This window comes from Mycobacterium sp. SMC-4 (genome assembly GCF_050205565.1).
Classification (GTDB): domain Bacteria; phylum Actinomycetota; class Actinomycetes; order Mycobacteriales; family Mycobacteriaceae; genus Mycobacterium.
This window is the reverse complement of sequence record NZ_JBNMQU010000006.1, coordinates 213,117-238,511: the sequence shown is the minus strand read 5'-3', so window position 1 is coordinate 238,511 and position 25,395 is coordinate 213,117. Positions and strand designations below refer to the sequence as shown.

Here is a 25,395-nt window from a genome sequence, read left to right as displayed (position 1 = left end):
GCCTCCTTAGTTCTGCATCGATGGTCTGTTGTATTTACGAAGAAGCACCGCTTGTTCGTAGCGAGTGAAGGACCTCATTAAGCGCACTTTCGCGACAACAGTCAGAAGCGCTAAACATACTACGACAAATATTCCGCCACATGCGTGCCAAATCCCGCCGAAACGATTCCAGTTACTGGGGAATTCAAAGATGATGGGTGGTGACGACAAAAGCCAAACGGCAAATAAGATTGATAAGTAAGCTTGGACACCAATAATCCACCTTGGCATACCCGGAGCTCGAAATAACGGAACCTCCTCCGCGGTCGATTGCACCGCGAGACCGCCCAAGGTTAATAATGAGGCCAGCAGTGCCGCTACTGGTCCGCCATCTGGATTAGCGTACTTCCATATTGCGAGAAGTACCACCGCAAACAGCGTTACACGCACCACCCCATAGGCTCTGCCCTCGCTCCCCGGGGGCCTCTCGGCGAGATCCAACCCAACAAATACTCTATTGCCGACCTTGTCCCCACCGTCAAGGTGTAGATGCGCTACCGAACCGCCCGCAACTTCTCGCCAAAAGGTGTCAGCCACCCTAACGGTTGTGTCGGCTGCTGCGCCTTTGCCGTAATCTTTCGTTGTGTGGCTGGTGGAGTTCTTTCCCGGCTTTTCGAACAATATGCTTTGCGATGCAAAATAGTATCCGTCCTGTGCCGGCATCGAAACCGAGTAGTGGTTTGTCATACGGGCGAGTGGAGCGTGTACACGCACAGCGAGTGGCGCACTCCCACTTCGACTGCGCGCACGGCCGATAATGTCGCCACGCCGCACTCGGTAATGCTGGCGATAGGAGTAAGTCAGTACCACATTGCGAAAGTCGCTCGGCGCAACCCTGGTCACCCTAAATGCAACATAATATCGCGACCGTAGTTCGACACAGAGTCTTTTGAGATACTTATATTGCTCTTCGTCATATACTGCATGATAGGCTGGCTGGTCTCTGCAACTTCCGAACTTGAGCAAGTCCATTGTAAAGCCGTCCCAGCTTTGCACCTCTGCATCACCAACCATTTTTAAGCCGAAAATCTCATGAACAATATCGTTGGCAGCCGATTCGCTATGCGACGGTATCGCGAGCAATCGCTTTTGAATGATTGGGTTCAGGCGCACAAGGTCATCCACCCGGGCAGGATCGACTGAAATCGATTCCCACCAATCCCAGAATCGGTAGAAAATGAGCCACTGTTCCAGGTAGCGATGCTCCATGTGGCTCAGGCGTTCAACAGAAATCGGCCCTTGGGAACCTTCCACGTCAATGGTGAGCAGCACGCCCTTCCGTGGCTTCTGGGCAATGTAAATCATCTCCTCTGCCGCAAATGCCAGCTTGGCCTTGACTGTTCGACCAAACTCTGTGCCGTCGTCGTCTATTGACTCCTCCACAGACACGATCGTTTTTGAGGGCTCGCGCAGGAACGAGAGTGCCCTCGCAGCGCTCTCGGCAGTGACGGCCGGACCGAGACTGCTATCCAAAGGTCCGGCCAAATGGGGGGCGTCGCGCGGAGGCATCCAAGAATGCTAGCTGGAAGGGCTGGGAATAGCGCCTGCACGCAGGTAGAAGAGCTGCGTGAGTATTATGCGCGCTTGCAGACCCCCTGTCCGGATCGGCTGGGAGACACGCGTCAACCTATCGCGCCAGTAGAAGAAAAACCCTGGAGGGCTGATCGATGGCTCTATATAAGGACCCACCGCACTCGGCGGTAACTGGATACTGACCGGTTCCGCGCGCCGGCTCTCAGACTGGGGCAAGGTCCGGCCTGAGCGCGACCGGTCGCTTGTCGGCTAAGACGGCGGCGAAGCAGTTGCAGGACCCGAAGCACTAGGGTGCTTGAACTGCCTCCCGTCGCGCTCGCACGCAGCATCAGTAACGGGGCCATGCGCTGGACAACCGCAGCCTAAGACCGCAGCAATGTACCGATGATTCGACTCATGAGTGAGCCATGCCTCGACTCACGTGAGTGGAGCTAAGGGGATTCGAACCCCTGACCCCCACACTGCCAGTGTGGTGCGCTACCAACTGCGCCATAGCCCCGTATCGTGCTCACCGAAGTTACACCACCACCCGTGGACCTTCAAAATCGCTGGTCACGGCACTTCACCTCCGGCCTCCGGTCCCAGCGGACGGGCTTCGGTGTGCTCGCGGGAGGTCCGGGGCCGGGTTTCGGGGGCGAAGATCCAGCCCAGCGCGGCCACGGCGAGGATGATGCCGCTGATCAGGAAGGCCCAGCCGTACGACGTGTGCTGGGCGATCAGGCCGACCAACAGCGAGCCGCCGATCGAGCCGAAGTCGGCCATCATCTGGAACGTCGCTACGGCAGTCCCGCCGCGCGACTTGTTGCCGACCACGTCGGCGACCGCGGCCTGCTGCGGGGAGACGAAGATGCCGGTGGCCGCCCCGGCGACGTAGGCGGCGGCCAGGAAGATCGGCAGCGACGTGGTGAAGCCCACCAGCGCGGTGGACACGGCTGCCAGGGACAGCCCGAAGATCAACAGTTTGCGGCGCCCGAGCCGGTCGGACAGGTAACCGCTGGGGATGACGACCGAGATGTTGCCGACGGCGAAGGCGGTGAGCGCCAGGCCGGCGGCTCCGGGGCCCCGGCCCAGCACCTCGACGACGAACAGCGGCACCAGCGCGATCCGCAACCCGAACGAGGCCCATCCGGTCGCGAAGTTCGACAGCAGCGCGGCCTTGTAGGCGCGGTGCCCGAACACGGTGCGGAACGACACCGGCGGCGCGGCTTCGTCATCGGGCTGGCTGACCACCGCGGAGTTGCGCAGGCTGACAAACACCACCGTGGCCGCGATCAGCAGAGCGGCGCCGTAGATCAGGAACGGCGCGGACAGGCCGAAGCCAGCGGTCAAGCTGCCGAGAATGGGTCCGCCGACCGATCCGATCATGAAGCCCGACGAGAACAGACCGGCAACGCGACCGCGGGCGTCAGACGGCGAGATCCGGATCATCAGCCCGAGCGACGACACCGTGAACATCGCCGAGCCGACACCGCCCAGAGAGCGGAACAGCAGCAGCTGCCAGTAGGTTTCGGCGAACGCGCACGCTGCTGTCGAGAGCGCGACGATGATCAGACCGCTGATGTAGACGCGCCGCTCCCCCAGCCGCTGCACGAGCATTCCGGCCGGCGGAGCACCCACCAGCCGCATGACTGCGAACGCGGTGATGACGAACGTCGCGGCGCTGATGCTGACACCGAAGTGGCGCGCGTACTGCGGCAGCACCGGGGCCACCACGCCGTAGCCGAGCGCGACGACGACGTTGGCGGCGACCAGGACCCAGACTTCTCGGGGCAGGCGGCGTTTGGCCTCGGGCCGACAGTCGCCCGGAGCGGGCGACCTCACGAAATGACCGCCGTGACCACTTCCCGGGCCGCGGCCTGCACCTCGGCCAGATGATCGGGGCCGCGGAAGGACTCCGCGTAGATCTTGTAGACGTCCTCGGTTCCCGACGGGCGCGCGGCGAACCACGCGTTCTCGGTCGTCACCTTCAGCCCGCCGAGCGGCGCACCGTTGCCGGGCGCTGCGGTCAGTTTCGCGATGATCGGCTCGCCGGCGAGTTCGGTCGCGCTGACCTGCTCGGGCGACAGCTTGGCCAGGCGCGCCTTCTGCTCGCGGTCGGCCGGCGCATCGATGCGCGCGTAGGTCGGCGCGCCGTACTTGTCGGCCAGTTCGGCGTAGCGCTGCGACGGCGTGGATCCCGTCACGGCGAGGATCTCGGCGGCCAGCAGCGCCAGGATGATGCCGTCCTTGTCGGTGGTCCACACCGACCCGTCGCGCCGCAGGAACGAGGCCCCGGCGCTCTCCTCGCCGCCGAACCCGATGGTGCCGCCGATCAGCCCGTCGACGAACCACTTGAACCCGACAGGCACCTCGACCAGGTCGCGGCCCAACCCGGCCACAACGCGGTCGATGATCGACGAGCTGACCGCGGTCTTGCCGACGGCGGTTCCCGGCGCCCAGTCCGGTCGGTGCGCGAACAGGTAGTCGATCGCCACCGCCAGGTAGTGGTTCGGGTTGAGCAACCCCGCATCGGGGGTGACGATGCCGTGCCGGTCGGAGTCGGCGTCATTGCCGGTGGCGATTTGATACTTGTCCCGGTTGGCGATCAGCGAGGCCATCGCGTTCGGGGAGCTGCAGTCCATCCGGATCTTGCCGTCGGTGTCCAGGGTCATGAACCGCCAGGTGGCGTCGACGAGCGGATTGACCACGGTGAGTTCGAGGTTGTGCCGTTCAGCGATCGCGGCCCAGTAGTCGACGCTGGCCCCACCGAGCGGGTCGGCACCGATGCGGATCCCTTCGGCGCTGATGGCGTGCAGATCGACGACGTTGGGCAGATCGGCGACGTAGGCGTCGAGGTAGTCGTGGCGGTGCGCGTGCTGCAGCGCCCGGGCCAGCGGGATGCGCTTCACCGCTTTCAGACCGTCACGCAGGATCTCGTTGGCGCGGGTCGCGATCGCACCGGTGGCGTCGGTGTCGGCCGGGCCGCCGTGCGGCGGGTTGTACTTGAAGCCGCCGTCACGGGGCGGGTTGTGCGACGGGGTGACGACGATTCCGTCGGCGCGTCCGGCGTCACGGCCCCGGTTGTAGGTCAGGATGGCGTGGCTGATCGCCGGGGTCGGGGTGTAGCGGCCGGCCGAATCCACCATGGCCACAACGTCATTGGCGGCCAGCACTTCCAGCGCCGAGGACCAGGCGGGTTCGGACAGTGCGTGGGTGTCGCGACCGATGAACAGCGGGCCGTCGATGCCTTGGGCGGCGCGGTACTCGACGATGGCCTGCGTGGTGGCCAGGATGTGGGCCTCGTTGAACGCCGCGTCCAGACTCGAGCCGCGGTGCCCCGACGTGCCGAAGCTCACCTGTTGGTCGATGTCGTCGGGATCGGGCGCCACGGTGTAGTAGGCCGTCACCACCTCGGCGATGTCGATGAGGTCTTCGGGGAGCGCCGGCGATCCGGCACGGGGGTTGGCCGCCATGACGTCGATTCTGCTACGCCTTCGGCGCGCGCCGCACAACTGCAGGTCGGCATACTGCGCTGGTGGCCGTTGACGTACGCGAACTCGCCGCGGTGTTCGTCGGCGGCGCGTTGGGGACGTTGGCGCGAGCCGGCCTCGAGGAGCTCGCCGCGCCGGATCCCGGTCGGTGGCCGTGGCCGACGTTCGCGGTCAACGTCGTCGGCGCGTTCGTGCTGGGCGTGGTGCTGACCGCGCTGCGGCACCGCCCCAGCAGGTCGGGATATCCGCGAGCACTGCTGGGCACGGGGTTCTGCGGCGGGCTCACCACGTTCTCGACCATGCAGGTCGAGACGGTGGCGATGGTGGAGCACGGGCACTACGCGCTGGCGCTGGGCTACACGACGGCCAGCATCGCGGCAGGCCTGGCTGCGTTCGCAGTCGCGCGGCGGCTCCGGCGGCGAGTCCTCTGATGGGATCGACGATGGTGTGGGCCGGTGTGGCGCTGCTCGGCGGCCTGGGCGCGGTCACCCGCTGGGCAGTCGACCGGATGATCTCGCGTCGCGCATCCGGGCCGTTCCCGTACGGGATCCTGGTGGTCAACATCACCGGGGCGCTGCTGTTGGGCGTCGTGGCCGGTAAGGCGTTGCCGACGCCGGTCGCGCTGCTGGCCGGGACGGCGTTCGTGGGCTCCTACACGACGTTCTCGACCTGGATGTCGCAGACCTACGAACTCGGTGAGCAGCGCCGGGGGCGGCTGGCTGCAGCCAATGTGGTCATCAGTATGGTTCTCGGGATCGCCGCGGCGTTCCTGGGCCACTGGCTGGCAACGCGGTGGTGAGCGCCGGCGCACTGTCGGGCACCTGCCGTAGGCCTGGGTAAGCCTGAGGGTAAGGGGAGCCTACCTTTACCAGGCGGTGTAACCTTCCGCCGCATGGAGACGTCTTCCCCGCAAGCCATCAGCGCGGCCCTCACCGAAATTCTGCGTGACGACCTGAATGTCGACCTCAGCCGGGTCACGCGCGACTCCCGCCTGATCGACGATGTGGGCCTGGACTCGGTGGCGTTCGCGGTCGGCATGGTCGCCATCGAGGACAAGATCGGTGTCGCGCTGTCGGAAGAAGATCTGCTGACCTGCGACACCGTCGGCGACTTGGAGAACGCGATCCTGGCAAAGGTTCCTGCAGAACAGTGAGCACCCTGGCTGCCGCGCTGTCGTCGGCGATGACGACATCGCCCCGCGACCTTGTCCTGTTCGACCGCTCCAGCGGGACCTGGACCCGCCACCCGTGGCAGGAAGTGCACGACCGCGCGGAGAACATCGCCGAACGGATCGGCCAAGGCACCGATGGTGCGGTCGGCCTGGTGGGAGAACCGACCGTCGAGTTCGTCGCGGCGATTCAGGGCGCCGGGCTGGTCGGCCGGGCGTTGTCGATCCTGCCCGGGCCCGTCCGTGGCGCCGACCCGGACCAGTGGGCTCGCGCGACCGCCGAGCGGTTCGCCGGGATCGGCGTCACCCAGATCATCACTCCTGAGCACCGGGAGCTGTTGTCCGCGAACAACTCTGGGTTGACCATTCACGAGGCCGCCGCCATCGGGGGCGCACAGCGCTCCTCCACCCTCGTGCCGGTTGCGGCGCCTCCGGGCACAGCGGCCGTTCTGCAGGGCACCGCCGGGTCGACGGGCACTCCGCGCACCGCGATGCTCTCCCCGGATGCGGTGCTCAGCAATGTCTCCGCGCTGCTGCAGCAGACCCGCGTCGACCCCGGTGCGGACATCGGCTGCACCTGGCTGCCGCTGTATCACGACATGGGTCTGGTGTTCCTGCTCAACGGGATGCTGTCCGGCTCCGAAACGTGGCTGGCACCCACCGCGGCATTCGCGGCCTCCCCGTTCCGCTGGCTGTCCTGGCTCTCGGAGTCCCGCGCCACCCTGACCGCGGCCCCCAACTTCGCCTATGCGGTGCTGGGCCGCTATGCGCGCCGGGTGTCCGACGTCGATCTGAGTCGACTGCGCTTCGCGATCAACGGCGGCGAACCGATCGACTGCGAGGGCTACAACCTGTTCCTCACCGAGATGGCGAAATTCGGTCTGGACCCGCACGCTGCGGCCCCGAGTTACGGGTTGGCCGAATCCACCTGCGCGGTCACCACACCGCTGCCGGGCACCGGCTTGCTGTTCGATGAAATCGTCGATCCCGCAACGGATGTCATCCAGCGCCACGCAGTGCTGGGCCAGCCGATCCCCGGCATGGAACTGCGGATCAGTTCTGCCGAGCACCACGCCGACCCCGACGGGCGCGGGATCGGCGAGGTCGAGATCCGCGGCACGTCGATGATGTCCGGTTACCTCGGCCACGAACCACTGCAGCCCGGCGAGTGGTTCCCCACCGGCGACCTCGGTTACCTGACCGATTCGGGACTCGTCGTCTGCGGACGTATCAAAGAACTCATCACCGTCGCGGGCCGCAACATCTTTCCCAGCGAGATCGAGCGCGTCGCCGCACAGGTACGCGGAGTCCGTGAAGGCGCGGTGGTCGCGGTGGGCAGCAGCGGGGACTCGGCTCGCCAAAGCCTGCTGATCGCCGCCGAATTCCGCGGTCGCGACGAGGCCGGTGCCCGTACCGAGATCATCTCCCGCGTCGCATCGGAGTGCGGAGTGGTTCCCGCCGACGTGGTGTTCCTCGCCCCGGGTTCGCTGCCGCGGACCTCGTCGGGGAAGTTGCGGCGACTGGAAGTGAAGCAGAATCTGGAGGCAGTCCGCGCGTGACCATGTCTACCCCCGTCGACATCGACGCCTACCGCGAGCTCCTCGACGACGTATTCGACACCACGATCGTCGAGTGGACCGCCGAGGCCGAGAACTCAGAGCGGTTCCCCCGCAAGCTGATCGAACACCTCGGCGCACGCGGCGTGTTCCGCGGCAAGTGGGGCGCACCCGAGGGCGGCCAACAGCCCGACGTCGCCAAGCTCCTCGAACTGGCCTACAAGCTGGGCCATCTGGGCTCGGCGGGCATCGGAGTCGGTGTCAGCCTGCACGATTCGGCCATCGCGCTGCTGCGCCGCTTCGGCAAGTCCGACCACTTGAAGAAGATCTGCGAGCAGGCCATCGACGGCGAGGCGGTGCTCTGCATCGGCGCCTCCGAGGAGTCCGGCGGCTCCGATCTGCAGATCGTGGAGACCGAAGTCCGTTCGGAGCGCGACGGTTTCACGATCCGCGGGATCAAGAAGTTCGTGTCGTTGTCCCCGATCGCCGACCACATCATGGTCGTGGCTCGCAGTGTCGACCACGATCCGACCAGCAGGCACGGCAACGTGTTGGTCATCGCCGTACCGACCAGCCAGGTCGACATCCAGACGCCGTACCGCAAGGTCGGCGCCGGACCGCTGGACACCGCCGCGGTGCACATCGACACCTGGGTGCCCGCCGACCATCTGGTCGCTCGCGCCGGCACCGGTCTGGCGGCGATCTCGTGGGGCCTGGCGCACGAACGCATGTCGATCGCCGGTCAGGTGGCGTCGTCGTGCCAGCGGGTGCTGGGCATCACCCACGCGCGCATGGTGCAGCGCCGCCAGTTCGGCGCCACCCTGTTCGAGCACCAGGCGCTGCGGATGCGGATGGCCGACCTGCAGGCCCGGGTCGATCTGCTGCGGCACGGACTCAACGGCATTGCCGCACAAGGCCGTCTGGACCTGCGCGCCGCCGCGGCGGTGAAGGTCACCGCTGCGCGCCTGGGCGAGGAAGTGCTCTCGGAGTGCATGCACATCTTCGGCGGTATGGGGTACCTGGTCGACGAGACACCATTGGGCCGCTGGTGGCGCGACATGAAGCTGGCCCGGGTCGGGGGCGGCACCGACGAGGTGCTGTGGGAGCTGGTGGCCGCGGCGATGCGCCCGGATTTCGACGGCTACGCCGAGATGATCGGCGGCGCTGCGACCTGAGCGCCGCGCACAGCCGGGCCGGCCTGAGCGCCGCTCAGCCGGGCCGGTGCAGCGCGTACAACGCCATGGTGCGGTTCGACATCTCGTGGATACCGAGGAACTCACACTTGGCGTATTCACACAACCGGCGCGCCGCGGTGTTGCGGTGATCGGGGTCGAACATGATGCGCCGGCATTGTGGTTCGAGCTCGAACAAGCTGGCCGCCAGACGCGGTAGCAGGAGCGGACCGAAGCCGCGGTTGACGATGTTCAGATCCGCGATCGCCGCGTGCAGACCGAGATCGTGGGGTTCGGCGTCGTACCGCGTCGCGATGGAATCCTTGGCCGCGCGGTAGACCTCGACATAGCCGTATTCCGTGCCGCGCAGGCTGCCGATCACCGGTCGCGAGTAGTCACCGGCCAGCTGGGCGCGCAGATAGCCGTGCCACCACTGCACGGGCCGGTCATACTCCCACGCCTCGGCCAGATGCGGCCGGTTCATCCATTCCGAAATCATCGCCGCGTCGGCGTCGGGGTCGACCAGGCGGGTGGCGTACGGCTCACCCAGCTGCGGGATCGGCGGCGGTGGAACCGCACGAACTTCGTCGGTGAGCTCGGTGAGCTCCCGGGGCAGGACGGGCAACACGTCAGTCATCGTGAGCGCAGAGCCTACCCGAGCAGATGAGGGTAGCTTTGCCTACCTTGCTCGACTTGTCATGCCGTCAGCAACAGCACCCCGGCGCAGATCAGCGCCACCACTTTGACCGCCTCGAGAGCCACGTAACCGTAGTGGGCGCGCGAGCGGGGCCCTTCGGCGCCGGCGAGCACCGCGTCGGATCGGCGAGTCAACGCCGGCCGGACGAACAGCAGTTGAGCTACCAGCATCGTCAGGGCCACGGCCACGGAGATGAGCGCCCCGGTCGACGAGCCGCCGATCACCACGGCGAGCAGCGCGACAGCACCGAGAACGAGCTCGCAGACGTTGAGGGCACGGAACACCAGCCGTCCGATGCCGAGACCGACCTGCAGGGTCACCCCGGGTGCCCGGAACTTCAGCGGTGCCTCGAGGAACGAGATCGCCAGCACCATCCCCAACCAGATGAACGTCGCCGCTACAGCGACCGCGGACGCAGCGTGCACGACGTCCAACTTAGGTGACATGGTGGGGACCATGGACGTGGACCGGGTCGCCGACTTGCAGCGATGGGAGGACGCCGGCGCGGTGTGGCGGGTACTCAGCCGGCACGGTGAAGAGATCACCATCGCGCTGTTGCGCTGCGACGGCGGTGAAGAGGTCGATCGATTCACCAGTAGCGACGCCCGGCTCCGTGAATTCGTCGGGGACCGCGCCGGCAGCGAGCCGTAGACGCGTCAGGCGTGGTGCTTGTCTTTCCGCCCGAACGGCAGCACGTGCATGATCGCCACCACGATCGCGCCGACGACCAGACCGATGACCGCCGACGCCGCGGTATTGACCAGCCACCCGAGCACTCCGCCGACCCCGGCGATGTGGTGGACGGCCTCCTCGGCGTGGTGCACCAGACCGTAGGGGCCGTGCCAGCCGAGTTCATCGGTCCCGACGAGCAGGATGTGTCCGCCGACCCACAGCATCGCCACGGTGCCGATGACCGCCAGCGCGCTGAGCAGCTTGGGCATGCCCTTGACCAGGCCTCGGCCCACCTTCTGGACGAACGCCGACGAGCGCTGGGTGAAGTGCAGGCCGACGTCGTCCATCTTCACGATGGCTGCGACGACACCGTAGACGGCGGCGGTGATCACGATGGCCACGACGACGAGGATGATCAGCCGCGGCAGGAAGGGCTGGTCGGCGACCTCGTTGAGCGCGATCACCATGATCTCGGCCGACAGGATGAAGTCCGTGCGGATGGCACCGGCGGCCATCTGTTTTTCGGCGTCGGGACCGACCGTGGCCACCGGAGCGCTGTGGGCGTCGTGTCCGGTGATCTTGCCCCAGACCTTCTCGGCGCCTTCGTAACAGAGGTAGGTCGCCCCGAGCATCAGGATCGGGGTGAGCAGCCACGGCAGGAACTGACTGAGCAACAGCGCCGCCGGCAGGATGAACAGCAGCTTGTTGCGCAGGGAGCCGACCGCGATGCGCTTGATGATCGGCAGTTCGCGTTCGGCGGCGATGCCGTGCACGTACTGCGGCGTGACGGCAGTGTCGTCGATGACCACCCCGGCGGCCTTGGCCGTCGCGCGTCCCGCTGCGGCACCGATGTCGTCCACCGACGCCGCAGCCAACCGCGCGATAACCGCGACGTCGTCGAGAAGCGCGAACAGCCCTCCGCTCATCGGAACCTCTCGCTCGCTGGAACGGACATGCGCCGCCACGATACCCGCGCGCCGACGGGCGTGCCGGAACGTTTGGTCGGCGCACCGCTCGGGTACCTGCGGGGCGACGAGTGCTCCCCCGACGGCTTGAGGATCGGATGACGACGAAGCGCGCCGCCGTTCTGTTCGACGTGGACGGCACCCTGGTGGATTCGAACTACCTGCACGTGTACGCGTGGATGCGCGCGTTTCAATCCGAAGGTGTGCCCGTCGACGCATGGCGGATCCACCGCTGCATCGGCATGGACGGCACGACGCTGGTCCGGACTCTGGCCGACGATGCTGCCGCCGATGTGCTCGACCGGCTCAAGGACCTCCACAGCGAGTACTACCGCGAGACCGCAAAGCTGTTGGCCCCGTTGCCCGGTGCCCGCGATCTGCTGCGGCGCGTCGCTGACCTCGGATTGCAGGTCGTGTTGGCGACCTCGGCGCCCGAGGACGAATTGCAGATTCTGCGTGAGGTTCTCGACTGCGACGATGTGGTCGCCGAGATCACGTCGTCGCAGGACGTCGACATCGCCAAACCCAAGCCCGACATCGTGCAGGTGGCGCTGGATCGCGCCGGGGTCGGCGCCCAGGACGCCGTGTTCGTCGGCGATGCGGTGTGGGATTGCGAGGCTGCCGCCCGCGCAGGTGTGGCGTCGATCGCGGTTCTCAGCGGCGGGGTCTCGCGCGCGGAGCTTTACGAAGCCGGTGCGATGGACGTGTTCGAGGACGCCGGTGACCTGTTGGCCAAGCTCGATACGACCCGTATCGGCGAACTAGCCGGACGCGCCCGAGACTGACCCGACGTAGCGCCGCGCCAACTCCCGCTTGTTGAGTTTGCCCACCGGGGTGCGCGGCAGTTCGCCGACGAACGACAGCGACCGCGGACACTTGTAGTGCGCGAGGCGGTCGCGCAGCCACCGGAGCAGCTCGTCGGCGACGTCGTCTGTCGCGTCGGCCGGGTCCACCGTCTGGACCACCGCGGTCACCGACTCCCCCATCGCCTCGTCCGGTATTCCGAACACCGCGGCGTCGAGCACGCGGGGGTGGCTGATCAGCAGATCCTCGGACTCCTGCGGATAGATGTTGACACCGCCGGAGATGATCACGTGGTTGCGTCGGTCGGTCAGGTACAGGTAGCCATCCGCGTCGAGGTAGCCGACGTCGCCGACGCTCACCCAGCCGCGATCGTTGTGCGCCGCAGCGGTCTTGGCCGGGTCGTTGAGATAGGAGAAGGTGCCGGCGCCTTCGAAGTAGATGTCACCGGGCGTGCCGGCGGGAACCTCGCGACCGTCCTCCCCGACGATGTGCGCGACACCGGCGAGGGGGCGGCCCACCGAGCCCGGATGGGCCAGCCACTCGTCTGCGCGGATGAAGCACACCCCGACACCTTCCGACGAGCCGTAGAACTCGTCGACGATCGGACCCCACCAGTCGATCATGCGGCGCTTGATGTCGGGCGGACACGGGGCCGCGGCATGCACCACCCGGCGCAGGCTGGACACGTCGTAGGCCGCCCGGTCCTCGGGCGGCATCTTGAGCATCCGCACGAACATGGTGGGTACGAACTGGCCGTGGGTGACGCAGTGGGTCTGGATCGCCTCCAAGGCCCCCGCGGGATCGAACTTGTCCAGCACCACCACGGTGGCGCCGAGGGCCTGCGCCGACATCGACCAGAACGACGGCGCGGTGTGGTACAGCGGTGCGGGACTCAGATACACCGAGTGCTGGTCCAGCCCGATCGCGCCGAGCAGCGGTGCCAGCATCACTCCGGCCTGTTCCGGTGAGCACTGCGGTAACGGTCGACGAATCCCTTTGGGCCGCCCGGTGGTTCCCGACGAGTACTGCAGCAGGTCCCCTTCCCGCTCGTCGGGCAGCGGGGTGTCCGGGCAGTCGGCGACGCAGTCCGGGTAGCGCTGCCACCCGCGCAGATCCGCATCGGCGACCATACGCAGTGCCGGCAGTCCGCCGGGCAGATGCGGTTCCAGCTCGGCGCACAGACCCCGGAGGGTGCGCGAAACGACGATCGCCTTCGCGTCACAGTCGCCGACGATGTAGGCGACCTCCTGTGGGGTCAGGTGGGTGTTGATGGTGGCGTAGTACAGACCCGCCCGGCGCGCGGCCCACATCACCTCGAACATGCGCTCGCTGTTGTCCATCAGCACGGCGACCACATCACCCTCGCTCAGACCGGCCCGACGGAACGCGTGAGCCAGGCGGTTCGCGCGGGACTCCAACGCCGCGAAGCTGATCCGTCTGCCCGACGGATGCATGATCAGCGCCGGCCGCTCGGAGTCGACCCATTGGCGAATCTGCATTGGCTACGCCGGTGGCGGGCAGGGCGGGTTGTCGGCGATGCCGCACATGTCGTGGTGCACGTAGCTCGGGATGTCTTCTGTCGGCGGTTGGACGTCGGCGTGCTGGTTGACGAAGTTGAAGCCCAGCATGAACACCATCATGATCAGGTTGAACACCGCGGTCAGCGCCAGGATGCGGATCACCGGCAGCCACCGGGTCGGGCGGAGCTGCGCGATGCCCCGGTCGGTGATCATCAGGCCCTCGTTGTTCCGGAAGCAGTAGATGCCGATGGACAGCACCGTCACCACGCCGCCGAAGAAGATGCCTTCGTAGAGCGGGAATTGGTGCATCGTGCCGCTGAAGATCGACCAGTCGGAGTTGACCCGCAAGTAGTGCCAGGCACCGATGCGGTGGAAGAACTGTTCCAGGGTGATGCACAAGAAGGTGAACAGCGCGATCATGAACACGATCACGCCGGCCCGGTTGACACGCGGGAACCTCTTGCGGACCGTCTCGATGAGCTTGTCGATGCCCATGATGGCCAGCGGTGTCAGCACGATGTAGCTGGCCAGGAAGTAGATGAGCGGCTGCGGGTTCTCCGCACCCTTCTCGACCCAGCCGGGGATGAATTCACCCCAGGTCCCCATGTTGAAAAAGCCGCCGTTGTAACCGAATACCGGTCGCACGGCGTTGACACCGACGTCCTGCCACGCGGCCAGCAGCCATGCGAAGACGAACACGCCCAGCGTGGGGAACTGCCGCTCGCGGCGCATCTTGCGGATGATGAACCAGAACAGGCCCACCCCGAGAACCAGGCAACCGATCTCCCAGAAACGGATCCAGGCCATGGTGGCGCCGGGGATCTCATCGGGACCGTTGTCCGACGGCGCGAACGCGTCGGAGAAGATCCAGCGCAGGTACACGTAGGTCTGGAACACGACGAACACTGCCCCCAGGCGGGCCAGCCACACGATCGGCGGGGAATCCTTCGCACCGGTCCACAGCCGGTCGAAGTTCTCCGACTCCGGCCTGGTGGTCTGATCTGCGGTCACAACACAGCTCCCATCTGTCCGAACAATTCGGCGGTTTGTGCGCCGTAGCGGTGCCGGCGCCGTGGGCTCACGAGAAACCCGGGTGGAGAAGCGAATCCGAGGTCGGGTAGGCGTCGGCGCCCGGCGAGCATCTCGCGGGCCTGCGCGGTGTCGCCGCAGATCGCGATCGCGTGCAGCATCGCGTCGCTGACGTGTCTACCGATGTTGCGGGGGTCACCGGCGCGCATCTCGGCGCGGATGGCGGCGACCTCGTCGTGCCAGCCGTGCAGGTCGACGAGGCTGTCGTAGGTCTTGACCGTCAGGTAGAACGCGATCTGGCGTCGGGCGTCGTCGACGGCGCGCTGCGGGTCCTCGTCGTCGACGGCGGTGATCACCCACCCCCACCGCAGGAGGCGGGACGCGTCGCGATGGGCGCGCGTCGCTCCGAGGTGCAGTTGCGGGTCCACCACCTCGTCCCACCAGCGGTCGGTGAACAGCCCGTGCCCGAGCACCCCGTCGGCGATCGCACCGGCGGTGCGCATCATGTGGATGTTGAACGCGCCCAGCAGGATCGGCACCGCGATCGGGCCCATCACCGGCGCCTGGATGTGTGCGTCGATCGAGTAGAAGTCTCCGTCGAAGGTGATCCTGCTGCCGTTCTCGGCCTCGAAGAACGCCCGGATGCAGGTGACGAGTTCCTTCATCCGCCGCGCCGGGCGGCTCGAGTCGACGCCGAACCAGTCGCGGTTCATCCGCGCGGTTCCGGCGCCGAGCCCGAGGAAGACCCGCCCGGGGGCGATCCTGTCGAGGTGGCGCATCGAGGAGGCGTGCACGAACGGTGATCTCGCGAACGCGTAGGCGATGCCGGGACCGGTCCTGGCGCGGGTGGTGCCGCGGACCATCTCCGAGGCGGTCACATAGGCGCTGGTGTCGGCGAACTCACCGGCGCAGAACGCGGCCGCGCCGGCGTCCTCGCAGCGGCGTGCGAGTTCTGTTCCCGGCCAGGGCATTCCCCACTGCATCAGAACTTCAAGCTCGCGCCCGCGTCGACCTTGAGTTGGACACCGGTGACGTACCGCGATTCGTCGGAGGCCAGATAGCACACCGCATGGGAGATGTCCTCGGGTTCCACGTACGGGATCGGCATGCCCTGCATCATCGGGAAGGTCAGCAGCGCGTCGTCGAGCGTCGGGTGTTCCAGGTCCGGACGGAACATCTTGTACATCGCCTCGTTGTGCAGCATCGGGGTGTTGACGTTGGTGGGGTGCACGACGTTGACCCGGATCGACTGCGGCGCCAGTTGCGCCGCCAGCGCCATCGTGTAGCGGTCGATGAACTGTTTGGCCAGGTTGTAGCCGGCGCCACCGGCGCCCTGCGGACCCATCGCCGAACCGGGTCCGGCCTTCTCCGCCAGCAGACCCGCCACCGAACCCACGGTGACGATGGATGCACCCGCCGAAAGATGCTGCAGCGCCACATGAACGGTGTTGACGACACCGACGAAGTCGACGTCGAACGCGTTGGTGAACGCGCCGATCGGCTGCTCACCGCCCAGCGGGCAGATGCCGGCGTTGGCGACCACCACGTCGAGCTTGCCCAGTTCGCCGACCGCGGAGGACAACGCGGCCTCCAGCGCGGGGCGGTCGCGCACGTCGACGGCGGCCGAGACCACGCGGTGCCCGGACTTCTCGACCTCGCGGCACGCTTCTTCGAGATCCTCGGCGGTGGCCAACGCGTACCCGTTGTGTTCGATGTCCGAGCAGACATCGAACAGGATGATGTCGGCGCCCTCTTCGGCCAGTCGCACAGCATGCCTGCGGCCTTGACCGCGCGCGCCTCCGGTGACCAGCACCACCTTGCCCTCTACCCGGCCCATAGCTGTTCCTCTCGGTTGTGTGTCATCAGGGTGTGTGGAGTCGTGCGCGCAGCACGTGCTTCTGCACCTTGCCGCTGGGGGTGCGCGGCAGATCCGGTACCACGACGATGCGTTCGGGTGTCTTCTGGCGCGCCAGACCGCATTCGGCAAAATGCCGCGCGGCGTCGGCCACCTGGAACTGTGCGCCGTCGTTGACGACGACGAACGCGCACACCCGTTCGCCGTAGGTGTCGTCGGGCGCGCCGACGGCGGCGGCTTCGGCGACGGCCGGGTGGGCGCTCAGGACGTCTTCGACCTCTTTGGACGAGATGTTCTCGCCGCCGCGGACGATGATGTCCTTCTTCCGGTCGGTGATGGTGAGGAATCCGTCGGCGTCCAGCCGGCCGATGTCCCCGGTGCGGAACCATCCGTCGGCGAACGCGGAGGACGTGTGCGCCGCGTCGGTGTATCCGCTGAACAGTTCCGGTCCCCGGGTGAGGATTTCGCCCGCCTGCCCGCGCGCGACGTCGTGGCCCGCGTCGTCGACGATCCGAACCTCGGTTCCCGGCGTGATCCGCCCGTCGGTGTCGGCGCGCTTGTCCAGCGGGTCCTCCGGGCGGCCCGAGCTGATGGTCGGGTGCTCGGAGGAGCCGTAGCAGCGGAACGCGCCGATGCCGAAATCGGCGGCCCGGCGGATCAGGGCGCCGGCGACCCCGGCAGCGCCGGTGGTGTATTCGGTCAGGCTCGACAGGTCCAGACCGTCGCGCTCGGCGACGTCGAGTATGCCGCCCAGGTGGATCGGCGCACCCGCCGAGACCTGCACACCGTGCTGGGCGATGAGACGCGCGGCGTCCTCCGGGCTCCACGAGTCCATCGCGATGGTGGTGTGGGAGCCGCACAACAGCCGCAGGATGCCCAGCGTGCCGGCGATGTGTCCCGACGGGAACACCGACAGGGTGGTCGTTCTCGTGGTGTGCGCGCGCATCTGGTCCATCGCGTGCAGTTCCCCGAGCAGGCCGGCGTGGGTGTGCTGTACCCCTTTGGGCTGTGCCGTGGTTCCGGAGGTGTAGACCAGTAGGCACCGCGCGTTCGGGTCCTCCGGTGCGGCGGGGACGAACCCCGTCGCCGCCGAGTCGGAGAGTTCGTCGAAAGCCACGGTGCCCGGCAACGGGTCACCGACGAGCACGACGCGGTCGGGACCCGACACGTCGGTCAGCGCTTCCACGATCGGCGCGACGTCACGGTTTCGGTGTTCGCGCGCCAGAATAATTGCGCGGGCACCGGATTGGCGCGCGATGAACGCGACCTCGGCCGGCCCGTAGATCGGTACGATCGGCAACACCACCGCGCCGGCGAGCCAGATGGCGGCGTGCGCGATGAAGCACTCCTGCCAGTTCGGCAACTGGACGGCGACCACGTCGCCCGGCCGGATGCCGAGTGCCTGCAAACCGGATGCCAGACGGCAGCTGCGGTCGTGGATCTCCCCCACCGTCAGGGTCTGCGGCCGGGTCTGGCTGTGCACCACGATCGGGGTGTGCGGCGCCGCGCGCACCGCGGCGGTGATCGCGCCGGGGAGTGTGTCGGTCAGCATGTCAGCAGCACACATCCGGCGATCGGGCCGCCCCCCGCCGAGACGACGGCGACTTCCGGGCGTTGCGGTAGTGCGGTCGGTCCGGCGCAGCCGCGCAGTTGTTGGCACGCCTCGTGCAGCACCCAGTAGCCGTGCATCCGGCCGGCGGACAACTGGCCACCGTAGGTGTTCAACGGAAGGTCCCCGTCGAGGGCGATGCGCTGCCCGCCCTCCACAAATGGTCCACCCTCTCCGACCCCGCAGAATCCCAACGCTTCCAACCACGACAACGTCAGGAAGCTGAAACCGTCGTACAGTTCGGCCAATTGGACGTCGGCGGGCCTGAGCGTGGTCCGCGACCACATGTCGGCCGCGGCGTCGGCGGCAGCCATGGCGGGATAGTCGGGACGACGCGTCCAGCCGCCGGCGCCAGAGGCCCCGCCGTAGGCTTCGACGGTCACCGCCGCGTGCGGAGTGTCTGCACGGTGCTCGGGCGCGGAGACCACAAGGGCGATCGAGCCGTCGACCGGCACGTCGCAGTCGAGCAGGCCGAACGGCGACGAGATCGGCCGGGCGAACAGATATTCGTCCATGCTGATCGGATCCCGGTACACCGCAAGCGGATTGCGACCCGCATTGCGGCGCGCGTTGAGCGCCAGCCAACCGAGTTGCTCTTTCGTGGTGCCGTAGAGGTCCATGTGCTTGCGGCAGTGCATCGCCAACCAGTTCGCCGCAGAGTAGGCGTGCGCCGCGAGCAGGTGCCCGATCTCGCTGTCGGCCATCGGGTTCGGGCCGGACCGGGGCGCCTCGGCCCTCGAGTCGTTGGAGCCATTGGATTCTGTGGAATCTACGGTGCCGCCGATCATCTGCACGGTCCGGTACACGAGCACGTGGCGGGCGCGACCTGTGGTGACGGCCTGACACGCCAACGCGATGGGTTCGAGCAGGCCCCTGGGTCCGAACGGCACGCCGCGCTCGGTGACCTGCGGGATCCCCAGCCGGGCAGCGGCTTCCGACACCGGGGTGTCACCGAGAGAAAAGACGTCATCGATGTCGGCGGGCGACAGCCCCGCGTCGGCGATCGCGGCCCCGGCCGCCTGTGCGGTCAGATCGAGGGCCGCGATGCCGGTGCGCCGCCCGATCGCGGAGATGCCGGTACCCGAGATCACCGCTTTGGCGTCTGTTGCCACTGCCTGCCTCCCGACCAATCCGCTTAATCAGTGTACTATTACGGAGTGACGCAGACCTCAGTTTTCGACATTCCTCCGAGGATTCTTCCGTCGATCGATGACACCACCCGGCCGTACTGGACGGGCGGAGCCGACGGCCGGTTGCGGATCGCGCACTGTGCGACGTGCTCGAAATTCGTCCATCCACCACGTTCCGAGTGCCCGGACTGCGGGACCGGACTCGAGTACCGCACCGTCTCCGGCGACGCGACCCTGTTCACCTACACCGTGGCTCATCAGCAGTTCCATCCCGCGGTGCCAACACCTTTCGTGATCGCGCTGGTCGAGCTCGTCGAGCAGCCGGGTCTGCGCCTGGTCACCAACATCGTCGACTGCGATCCCGACACGTTGGTCTGCGGCATGCCGGTGCGAGTGCGCTTCGAGCAGCAGCGTCGCGGCGACACTGCGGTGTTCGTCCCGGTGTTCGCGCCCGTCACTTGATCAGCGGGTCGCGCGGCAGTCCGAGGATCCGTTCGGCGATCTGATTGCGCGTCACCTCCGAAGTGCCGCCCGCGATCGTCATGCCGCGCGACCCCAACACCAGTAACCCGGCCACCTTCGCCGGCGGCGCGATCAACGCGACGTCGGCACCCAGCAGTTCGGCGGACAGGCCGGCCCGCGCCACCACGTGTTCGGCGATCAGCAGCTTGGTCACGTTGCCCTCCGGGCCGGGTTCGGCGCCGGCCACACTGCGGGCGGCGCGGCGCAGGTTGAGCAGCCGCAGGGCGTGCTCGTCGGCGAGGAACCGGCCGGCCCGCTCGGCGGCACCGGCGATCCGGTCACCGAACCGCTGGGTGTGATCGACGATCGCATTCACCGCTCCCCGACTCGCCGAGACACCGCCGCCGCCGATGCTGACCCGCTCGTTGCCCAACGTCGCGCGGGCGACCTTCCAGCCGTCGTTGGGGGTGCCGACGACATCGTGATCCGGGACGAACACGTCGGTCAGGAACACCTCGTTGAACTCCGAGGCCCCGGTGATCTGCCGCAGCGGGCGCACTTCGACGCCCGGATGTGCCATGTCGATGATCACCGTGGTGATTCCGGCGTGCTTGGCAGCGTCGGGATCGGTGCGCACCGTGGCCAGACCGAGCTGACAGTGGGCTGCGCCGCTGGTCCAGACCTTCTGGCCGGTGACCATCCAGCCGCCGTCCACCCGGACCGCCTTGGTGGCCACCGCGGCGGCGTCTGATCCCGCGCCCGGTTCGGAGAACAGCTGGCACCACACCTGGTCGCCACGCAGAGCCGGGTCGACGAACCGTTCGATCTGGTCGGAGGTGCCGTGCTGGATGAGGGTCAGTACGACCCAGCTGGTGATCCCGAGGTCGGGGCGTTTGATGCCGGCCTCGCCCAGCTCCTGTTCGATCACCAACTGCTCGACCGCGTCGGCGGCCCGGCCCCACGGTTTCGGCCAGTGCGGCATCAGGTAGCCGGTGTCGATCATCCTGTCCCGCAGGGCTTTCGGATCGAGATCGGCCCAACCGGCGATCTCGGACCGGACATCGGCCCGCAGCGCCTCGGCCTCCGGCGGAAGGTCGATGGAGTTCTGCCGGAGCACCCCTTTGGCGGTCAGCGCGTACACGTCGGCCGGAGCTGCCCTCCCGCCGAAAAGCCCACGCAGGGTCAGCGCCCGCCGCAGGTGCAGGTGCGCGTCGTGCTCCCAGGTGAACCCGATGCCGCCGTGGACCTGGATGTTGAGTTCGGCGTTGTGCACATACGCGTCGAACGCCAGTGTGGCCGCACACGAGGCCATCAACCGGAACTGGTCCTCGTCATCGTCGGCGGATCTGGCGGCGTCCCACACGGTAGCCGTCGCCGACTCGGCGGCCACCAGCATGTTGGCCAGGTGATGCTTGATGGCCTGGAACGTGCCGATGGTGCGGCCGAACTGTTCGCGGACCTTCGCGTACCCGACTGCGGCGTCGAGGCAGTCCTGGGCTCCCCCAACGGCTTCCGCGGCAGTGACGGCACGCGCGTAGGCCCGGATCAGCGCCGCCGCACCCGGGAGCACCGCGTCGTCGCCCAACTCCACGCCGGTCAGGGCGACCCGGGCCGACGGCCGGCTCGGGTCGAGATTCGGTGGCGTCTGAACCGTGACGCCCGGCGTGGACGCGGAGACGACGATGACGTCCTCCCCGACGGTGAGCATCAGCAGGTCGGCGGCTCCGGCGCCGAGGACCACCCCGGCGGCACCGGAGAACACCGAGCCCTCCGCGGTGACGTCGCCACCGGTGGCGACAGCGGCGGTGGTCGATCCGTCTACCAGCGAACCGAGCCAGCGGGACTTCTGCGCGTCGCTGCCGACCGCGGCGATCACCGCCGAGGCGATCACGGTCGGGACGAACGGGCCGGGTGCCACTGCACGGCCGAATTCCTCGACGACCACCAGGAGTTCGGGCAGCCCGCATCCCGAGCCGCCATATTCCTCGGGCACGTGCAGACCCAGCCAGCCCAGCTCGGCGACCTCGCCCCAGAACGGCGGGCGCGTGTCGCCGTCGGTGTCCAGCAGCGCGCGAGTGGCCGTGCGGGCGCCGCGGGCGGTGAGGAAAGACCGGACGACGCCGGCTAGTTCGCGGTGGTCGTCACTGATTGCGATACCCAACGGTCTCGGTCTCCTTGCTCGACGGGGTGGGTGAGCGGCGGCCAGGTGCGTCGGGACAACGCGCCGGATGCCGTGCGGGTCAGGTAGTCGTCGCGTTTGATGCCGCGCCACAGTGCGGCGACGTAGTCGCGGTCGGAGATCTCGCCGCGGCCGGCCGCCTCGGCCAGCGCGGCGCGGCCCTGCGACACCGAGGCCGGGACGGCGCCGAGCAGTTCTGCGAGTTCGGTGGTCTCGTCGGCATCGACGACGGCTCCCACCCGGTCCACTTCGGCCAGGTATTTCACCAGCCGCGCAGCACCTTTGACGTAGCGCAATGCCAGCGCGTCGGTGGTCCTGCCCACCGACGCGGACAGCGCGGCCGCTGCCGCGTCATAGACGTGGGCGTGCTGCGAGACCGCGCCGTCGTCGGGGAGATCGACGTGCACCTCGGGGATCCCGACGACGTGCGCCAGTGCCTCCACCAGCAGCCGGCGGTGCAGCATGCCGTAGATCAAGCTGTTGCCCGCGTCCGGCGACCCTGCCGGCGCCGAAGCACGGGTGTCGACGCTGCCGGGACTCAACGACGCCAGCCGCGTCTCGGCGAACAGCCGGTAGTACCAGACCCGGTCCTCGTCGATCGGGTGCCCGGACAGCTGCGCGTACTCCGCCAGCCGGGCCGGGAAGTCGGTGAAGGTGTCCTGCACGGTGCGCAACGACAGCCACGCGATGTCGTCCATCGGGTCACCGAAATGGGCGAGCTCCCAGTCGACGATCGCGGTGACCTCACCGTCGGCGTACATGAAATTGCCCGGGCCGGTGTCGCCCTGCACCATGACCGTCGGCCCACCGTAGTCGGGGATGTTGCGTTCCAGCCAGTCGATGCAGAACCGCAGCAGCGGAGCGGGTTTCCCGTACGTCGTGACACGGCGCCGCATCGCGGCGATCTCATCGCGGACGTGGCCGGCGACCGGACCGGCCGGTCCGAGGCTCGGAATACGCAGGTCGGTGGCGTCGATGCGGTGCAGCGCAGCGAGTTTCGCGATGAAGTCCTGTGCGGTGCGCACTGCCTCGGCCGGGTCCTTGATCAACCGGAACCACGTTTCGCCCTCGGCGCGCTCCAGCAGCACGGCCTGCCGGTCGGGGTGCGCGGCGATCACCCGTGGCACGGTGACGCCGTGTCGGTGCAGTTCGGCCATGATCTCGGCCTCGACCTGCAACGGGTGAAAAGCGCTCTGCGGGTCCGGCTGTCGCGGGTCGTACCGCAGGAACAGCGGCTGGGACACGTCGCCTCGCCGCGCGTCGACGAACCAGGCCTGCCGGCTCGCGCCGCCGGACACCTGACTGAACACGACATCGTCGGCCGCGGTGACCTCGGCGATCCACTCCCGGACGTCTGCGGAGACCTCGGGGCGTTCAGTGCTCATCGCAACTCACTTGGCCTTCTTCGACGCTCATGTCATTTGGTCTTCTTCGACGACGCTGCCATCCAGGCCTTCACCGCACGACGGTGTTCCTCGGTCAGCGAACAACGGACCATGCGCTCACTTTCTCGTTGCAGCGCCTCGGGCAACGGAAGCTGGCTGGCCTCGGCGACATTGGCCTTCGTCCCGGCGAAGGCGTAGGTCGGTCCCGCCGCGATGTGGGCGGCCCAGCGCATGGCTTCGGCGCAGAGCTGTTCGTCGTCGACGACGCGATTGAACACCCCGAGGCCGAGGGCGGTGTCGGCGTCGATGGGCCGGTCGGCGATCAGCAATTCCAGAGCTTTGGCCGGACCGACGAGATGGGTCAGGAACCACGCGCCGCCGAAGTCCCCGGAGAACGCCAGGGCGGCCCATCCGGGGATCAGCCGGGCCGATCGTGCCGCGATGCGCAGGTCGGCGGCCAGCGCGATGCTCATGCCGGCGCCGACGGCCGCGCCGGGCAATGCGGCCACGGTGATCTTGGGCATGGTGTGCAGCAGCGTCACGATGCGGGCATTGTCGGCCAGCATGGCCGAGCGTTCCCTGATCTGGGTCTCGCGGTCACCGTCGGGCACCTCCCGCGCCGAGCCGCCGTCGCGGACGTCCCCACCGGCGCAGAACGTGTTGCCCGCGCCGGTCAGCAGCACGCAACCGATCTCGTCGTCGGCGGCGAACCGCTCCAGCAGCCGCGGCAGCGCCTCGTACATCTCCGGATGCAGCGCGTTGCGCCGGTGCGGACGGTTCAAGGTGAGAACCGCGACCCCGTCGACGACTGCGGCCCGCACCGTGTCGGTGCCGGTGTCCACGCTGACGGAACCGGCCTGGGTCACTGCTTCTTACCGTGGGCCAGTTCGTTGTGACGCGCCATCATCGCCACCGCCTTGCGGCGCAGTTCGTCGTCGGGCTGGGGCAGCACGACCATTCCGAGTTCGCGGCTGGGCAACGCGACGGTGGCCTTGGCCGGCGCGGTGATCTCGCCCCGTTGGCTGGTGGCCCGGAACTCGATGTCCACCACACCGTTTCCGTGCTCGACTCGCTTGCCGACGACCTCGCCGGTGATGAACTGGGTATCACCGATGTAGTTGAACTTGCGCATCTCGTCGTGCTGGCGGACCAACCAACCGTCGTCCCCCATCCAGTCGGTCAGGTAGTGGGTCAACCAGCATTCGCGCATCACGCCGTAGTCGTAGGCCATCGGGTTGCCGATGGACTGCGACCACTCGTTCTCCCAGTGCAGCCGCTGCGCGACGTCGGGGATGCCGGCGGCGTTCTTGATGTAGAACTTGGGCACCCGCTGCCGATTCTTGTAACCGACGCGGGCACCGCCGATCCCGTACGGACCGAACCCGTACCCGCCGGCGTGGAAGCTGATCATGTCGGTCAGGGTGAGCGGTCCCTTGACCATCTGCGGCAGCGCGTCGCCGACCTGGACGTCCTCCCACCACCGCGGCTCGGCACCCCGCGGCCCTTCCGCGGCGTAGATCTCGTCGATCTCGGCGATCTGCTCGTCGGTGTAGGTGGCCGGTTCGAGATCCATGTACTTGCCGCGTTCGCGCGACTTCTTGCGCTCGGTGGCGATCAGGATGGTCCGCTCGATCGCCACGATCTCCGCACGCTGATTGATCCGTACCGCCCGCCGGATCCGGATCACCGATCGCCCCGCGTACTCGCTGGTCTTGACCTCGGTGGACTCCATACCGCCGAAGCCGTACAACTCGTCGCCGGGCCGCACCGGGGCGAACCATTCGGTGTCCTGGCCCGACACGAACAGGTGCACCCCCGAAAACAGTCCCCTGGTGGCCTTGCGGATGTCGTCCGGGATCGGGTCGCCGAGCATCTTCCGCGACAGTGAACTGTGGATCATCGGCGGCGCGATCGGTCCGCCCCACCGCGTGCCGGCCGCGTAGTTCGGGTCGACGAAGAGCGGGTTGTCGTCGCCGTAGCCGATGGCGAACTGGCGGATCGTGTCGACACTGGCTTGGCGGTGGTGCTCGTCGATGCTGATGGGCGCGTCGATCCCGAGCAGCAGCTTGGCCCGCTCGATGTCCTCGTCCTTGATCGCGTGGTCGAAGTCCTGGGCCTCTTGGGTCTGTGTCATCGTCGGCTCTTCCCGC

Annotated in this window: 24 protein-coding genes and 1 tRNA gene; 8 read left to right on the top strand and 17 right to left on the bottom strand. The window is 67.5% G+C overall.

Features of this window, described 5'->3' with window-relative positions; genetic code table 11:
• Positions 1-6 precede the first annotated feature (6 nt).
• The 4 genes from ACQI46_RS13075 to pgm all read right to left on the bottom strand — a co-directional run bounded on the left by ACQI46_RS13075 (position 7) and on the right by pgm (position 5,024).
• A complete protein-coding gene (locus ACQI46_RS13075) occupies positions 7-1,548 on the bottom strand; it encodes a hypothetical protein (RefSeq protein ID WP_427094418.1) in 1,542 nt (513 codons plus the stop codon).
• A 450-nt stretch (positions 1,549-1,998) separates the two neighbouring features.
• Positions 1,999-2,071, bottom strand: a tRNA-Ala gene (locus tag ACQI46_RS13070).
• Positions 2,072-2,124: 53 nt separating this feature from the next.
• A complete protein-coding gene (locus ACQI46_RS13065) occupies positions 2,125-3,393 on the bottom strand; it encodes an MFS transporter (RefSeq protein ID WP_427094417.1) in 1,269 nt (422 codons plus the stop codon).
• Positions 3,390-5,024: a phosphoglucomutase (alpha-D-glucose-1,6-bisphosphate-dependent) gene (pgm, locus tag ACQI46_RS13060; RefSeq protein ID WP_427094416.1), complete on the bottom strand. Its 1,635-nt coding sequence runs from the start codon at positions 5,022-5,024 to the stop codon at positions 3,390-3,392. Before pgm ends, ACQI46_RS13065 begins: the two co-directional genes overlap by 4 nt.
• A gap of 59 nt (positions 5,025-5,083) precedes the next feature.
• Between pgm and crcB (ACQI46_RS13055) the strand changes: the two genes are divergently transcribed.
• From crcB (ACQI46_RS13055) to mbtN, 5 genes are read left to right on the top strand one after another with little or no spacing between them, the layout of a single operon-like run.
• Entirely contained in the window at positions 5,084-5,473 is a 390-nt protein-coding gene (crcB, locus tag ACQI46_RS13055) for a fluoride efflux transporter CrcB (RefSeq protein ID WP_427094523.1), read from the top strand.
• Complete coding sequence (crcB, locus tag ACQI46_RS13050; RefSeq protein ID WP_427094415.1) at positions 5,473-5,841, top strand: fluoride efflux transporter CrcB; 369 nt, start codon at positions 5,473-5,475, stop codon at positions 5,839-5,841. Before crcB (ACQI46_RS13055) ends, crcB (ACQI46_RS13050) begins: the two co-directional genes overlap by 1 nt.
• Positions 5,842-5,874: 33 nt before the next feature.
• Positions 5,875-6,195, top strand: a complete 321-nt coding sequence (locus ACQI46_RS13045) for an acyl carrier protein (RefSeq protein ID WP_427094522.1) — start codon at positions 5,875-5,877, stop codon at positions 6,193-6,195.
• Positions 6,196-6,200: 5 nt separating this feature from the next.
• Positions 6,201-7,769, top strand: a complete 1,569-nt coding sequence (mbtM, locus tag ACQI46_RS13040; RefSeq protein ID WP_427094521.1) for a long-chain-fatty acid--ACP ligase MbtM — start codon at positions 6,201-6,203, stop codon at positions 7,767-7,769.
• A 2-nt stretch (positions 7,770-7,771) separates the two neighbouring features.
• Positions 7,772-8,941, top strand: coding sequence for a mycobactin biosynthesis acyl-ACP dehydrogenase MbtN (gene mbtN, locus ACQI46_RS13035; protein WP_427094520.1), 1,170 nt, complete (start codon positions 7,772-7,774; stop codon positions 8,939-8,941).
• A gap of 34 nt (positions 8,942-8,975) precedes the next feature.
• On the opposite strand, the gene ACQI46_RS13030 is transcribed toward mbtN, so the two are convergent.
• Complete coding sequence (locus tag ACQI46_RS13030) at positions 8,976-9,575, bottom strand: GNAT family N-acetyltransferase (protein WP_427094414.1); 600 nt, start codon at positions 9,573-9,575, stop codon at positions 8,976-8,978.
• A 59-nt stretch (positions 9,576-9,634) separates the two neighbouring features.
• Entirely contained in the window at positions 9,635-10,060 is a 426-nt protein-coding gene (locus ACQI46_RS13025; RefSeq protein ID WP_427094519.1) for a hypothetical protein, read from the bottom strand.
• Positions 10,061-10,091: 31 nt separating this feature from the next.
• On the opposite strand from ACQI46_RS13025, the gene ACQI46_RS13020 reads away from it, so the two are divergent.
• Positions 10,092-10,286, top strand: a complete 195-nt coding sequence (locus ACQI46_RS13020) for a hypothetical protein (RefSeq protein ID WP_427094518.1) — start codon at positions 10,092-10,094, stop codon at positions 10,284-10,286.
• A 5-nt stretch (positions 10,287-10,291) separates the two neighbouring features.
• Here the strand turns inward: ACQI46_RS13020 and ACQI46_RS13015 are convergent, their stop codons facing one another.
• Positions 10,292-11,233 carry a DUF808 domain-containing protein gene (locus ACQI46_RS13015; protein ID WP_427094413.1) on the bottom strand — a complete coding sequence of 314 codons (942 nt, stop codon included), beginning with the start codon at positions 11,231-11,233 and terminating at the stop codon, positions 10,292-10,294.
• Between the two features lie 137 nt (positions 11,234-11,370).
• Between ACQI46_RS13015 and ACQI46_RS13010 the strand changes: the two genes are divergently transcribed.
• Positions 11,371-12,057 carry an HAD family hydrolase gene (locus ACQI46_RS13010; RefSeq protein ID WP_427094412.1) on the top strand — a complete coding sequence of 229 codons (687 nt, stop codon included), beginning with the start codon at positions 11,371-11,373 and terminating at the stop codon, positions 12,055-12,057.
• Here the strand turns inward: ACQI46_RS13010 and fadD4 are convergent.
• From fadD4 to ACQI46_RS12980, 6 genes are read right to left on the bottom strand one after another with little or no spacing between them, the layout of a single operon-like run.
• On the bottom strand, positions 12,034-13,575 hold the full coding sequence (gene fadD4 / locus ACQI46_RS13005; protein WP_427094411.1) for a fatty-acid--CoA ligase FadD4: 1,542 nt from the start codon (positions 13,573-13,575) through the stop codon (positions 12,034-12,036). The two genes, ACQI46_RS13010 and fadD4, sit on opposite strands and share 24 nt — an antisense overlap.
• A gap of 3 nt (positions 13,576-13,578) precedes the next feature.
• Complete coding sequence (locus ACQI46_RS13000; RefSeq protein WP_427094410.1) at positions 13,579-14,607, bottom strand: spirocyclase AveC family protein; 1,029 nt, start codon at positions 14,605-14,607, stop codon at positions 13,579-13,581.
• Positions 14,604-15,608 (bottom strand): LLM class flavin-dependent oxidoreductase, encoded by a 1,005-nt coding sequence (locus tag ACQI46_RS12995; protein ID WP_427094409.1) that lies wholly within the window; start codon positions 15,606-15,608, stop codon positions 14,604-14,606. Before ACQI46_RS12995 ends, ACQI46_RS13000 begins: the two co-directional genes overlap by 4 nt.
• Positions 15,608-16,462 carry a mycofactocin-coupled SDR family oxidoreductase gene (locus ACQI46_RS12990; RefSeq protein ID WP_427094408.1) on the bottom strand — a complete coding sequence of 285 codons (855 nt, stop codon included), beginning with the start codon at positions 16,460-16,462 and terminating at the stop codon, positions 15,608-15,610. Before ACQI46_RS12990 ends, ACQI46_RS12995 begins: the two co-directional genes overlap by 1 nt.
• Positions 16,463-16,487: 25 nt before the next feature.
• Entirely contained in the window at positions 16,488-18,032 is a 1,545-nt protein-coding gene (locus ACQI46_RS12985; protein WP_427094407.1) for a class I adenylate-forming enzyme family protein, read from the bottom strand.
• A complete protein-coding gene (locus tag ACQI46_RS12980) occupies positions 18,026-19,201 on the bottom strand; it encodes a thiolase family protein (RefSeq protein WP_427094406.1) in 1,176 nt (391 codons plus the stop codon). The genes ACQI46_RS12985 and ACQI46_RS12980 overlap by 7 nt, the downstream gene beginning before the upstream one ends.
• Before the next feature lie 45 nt (positions 19,202-19,246).
• On the opposite strand from ACQI46_RS12980, the gene ACQI46_RS12975 reads away from it, so the two are divergent.
• Positions 19,247-19,681: a Zn-ribbon domain-containing OB-fold protein gene (locus ACQI46_RS12975; protein WP_427094405.1), complete on the top strand. Its 435-nt coding sequence runs from the start codon at positions 19,247-19,249 to the stop codon at positions 19,679-19,681.
• Here ACQI46_RS12975 and ACQI46_RS12970 read toward each other — a convergent pair.
• Genes ACQI46_RS12970 through ACQI46_RS12955 form a run of 4 tightly spaced genes read right to left on the bottom strand, consistent with a single transcriptional unit; the run spans position 19,674 to position 25,379 of the window.
• Positions 19,674-21,842 carry an acyl-CoA dehydrogenase gene (locus ACQI46_RS12970; RefSeq protein ID WP_427094404.1) on the bottom strand — a complete coding sequence of 723 codons (2,169 nt, stop codon included), beginning with the start codon at positions 21,840-21,842 and terminating at the stop codon, positions 19,674-19,676. The genes ACQI46_RS12975 and ACQI46_RS12970 overlap by 8 nt on opposite strands.
• Entirely contained in the window at positions 21,806-23,245 is a 1,440-nt protein-coding gene (locus ACQI46_RS12965) for a phosphotransferase family protein (protein ID WP_427094403.1), read from the bottom strand. The genes ACQI46_RS12970 and ACQI46_RS12965 overlap by 37 nt, the downstream gene beginning before the upstream one ends.
• A 32-nt stretch (positions 23,246-23,277) precedes the next feature.
• On the bottom strand, positions 23,278-24,111 hold the full coding sequence (locus ACQI46_RS12960; RefSeq protein WP_427094402.1) for an enoyl-CoA hydratase/isomerase family protein: 834 nt from the start codon (positions 24,109-24,111) through the stop codon (positions 23,278-23,280).
• The gene (locus tag ACQI46_RS12955) at positions 24,108-25,379 is read right to left on the bottom strand and encodes an FAS1-like dehydratase domain-containing protein (protein WP_427094401.1); all 1,272 of its coding nucleotides are present in this window, start codon (positions 25,377-25,379) and stop codon (positions 24,108-24,110) included. The genes ACQI46_RS12960 and ACQI46_RS12955 overlap by 4 nt, the downstream gene beginning before the upstream one ends.
• Between the last annotated feature and the right edge of the window lie 16 nt (positions 25,380-25,395).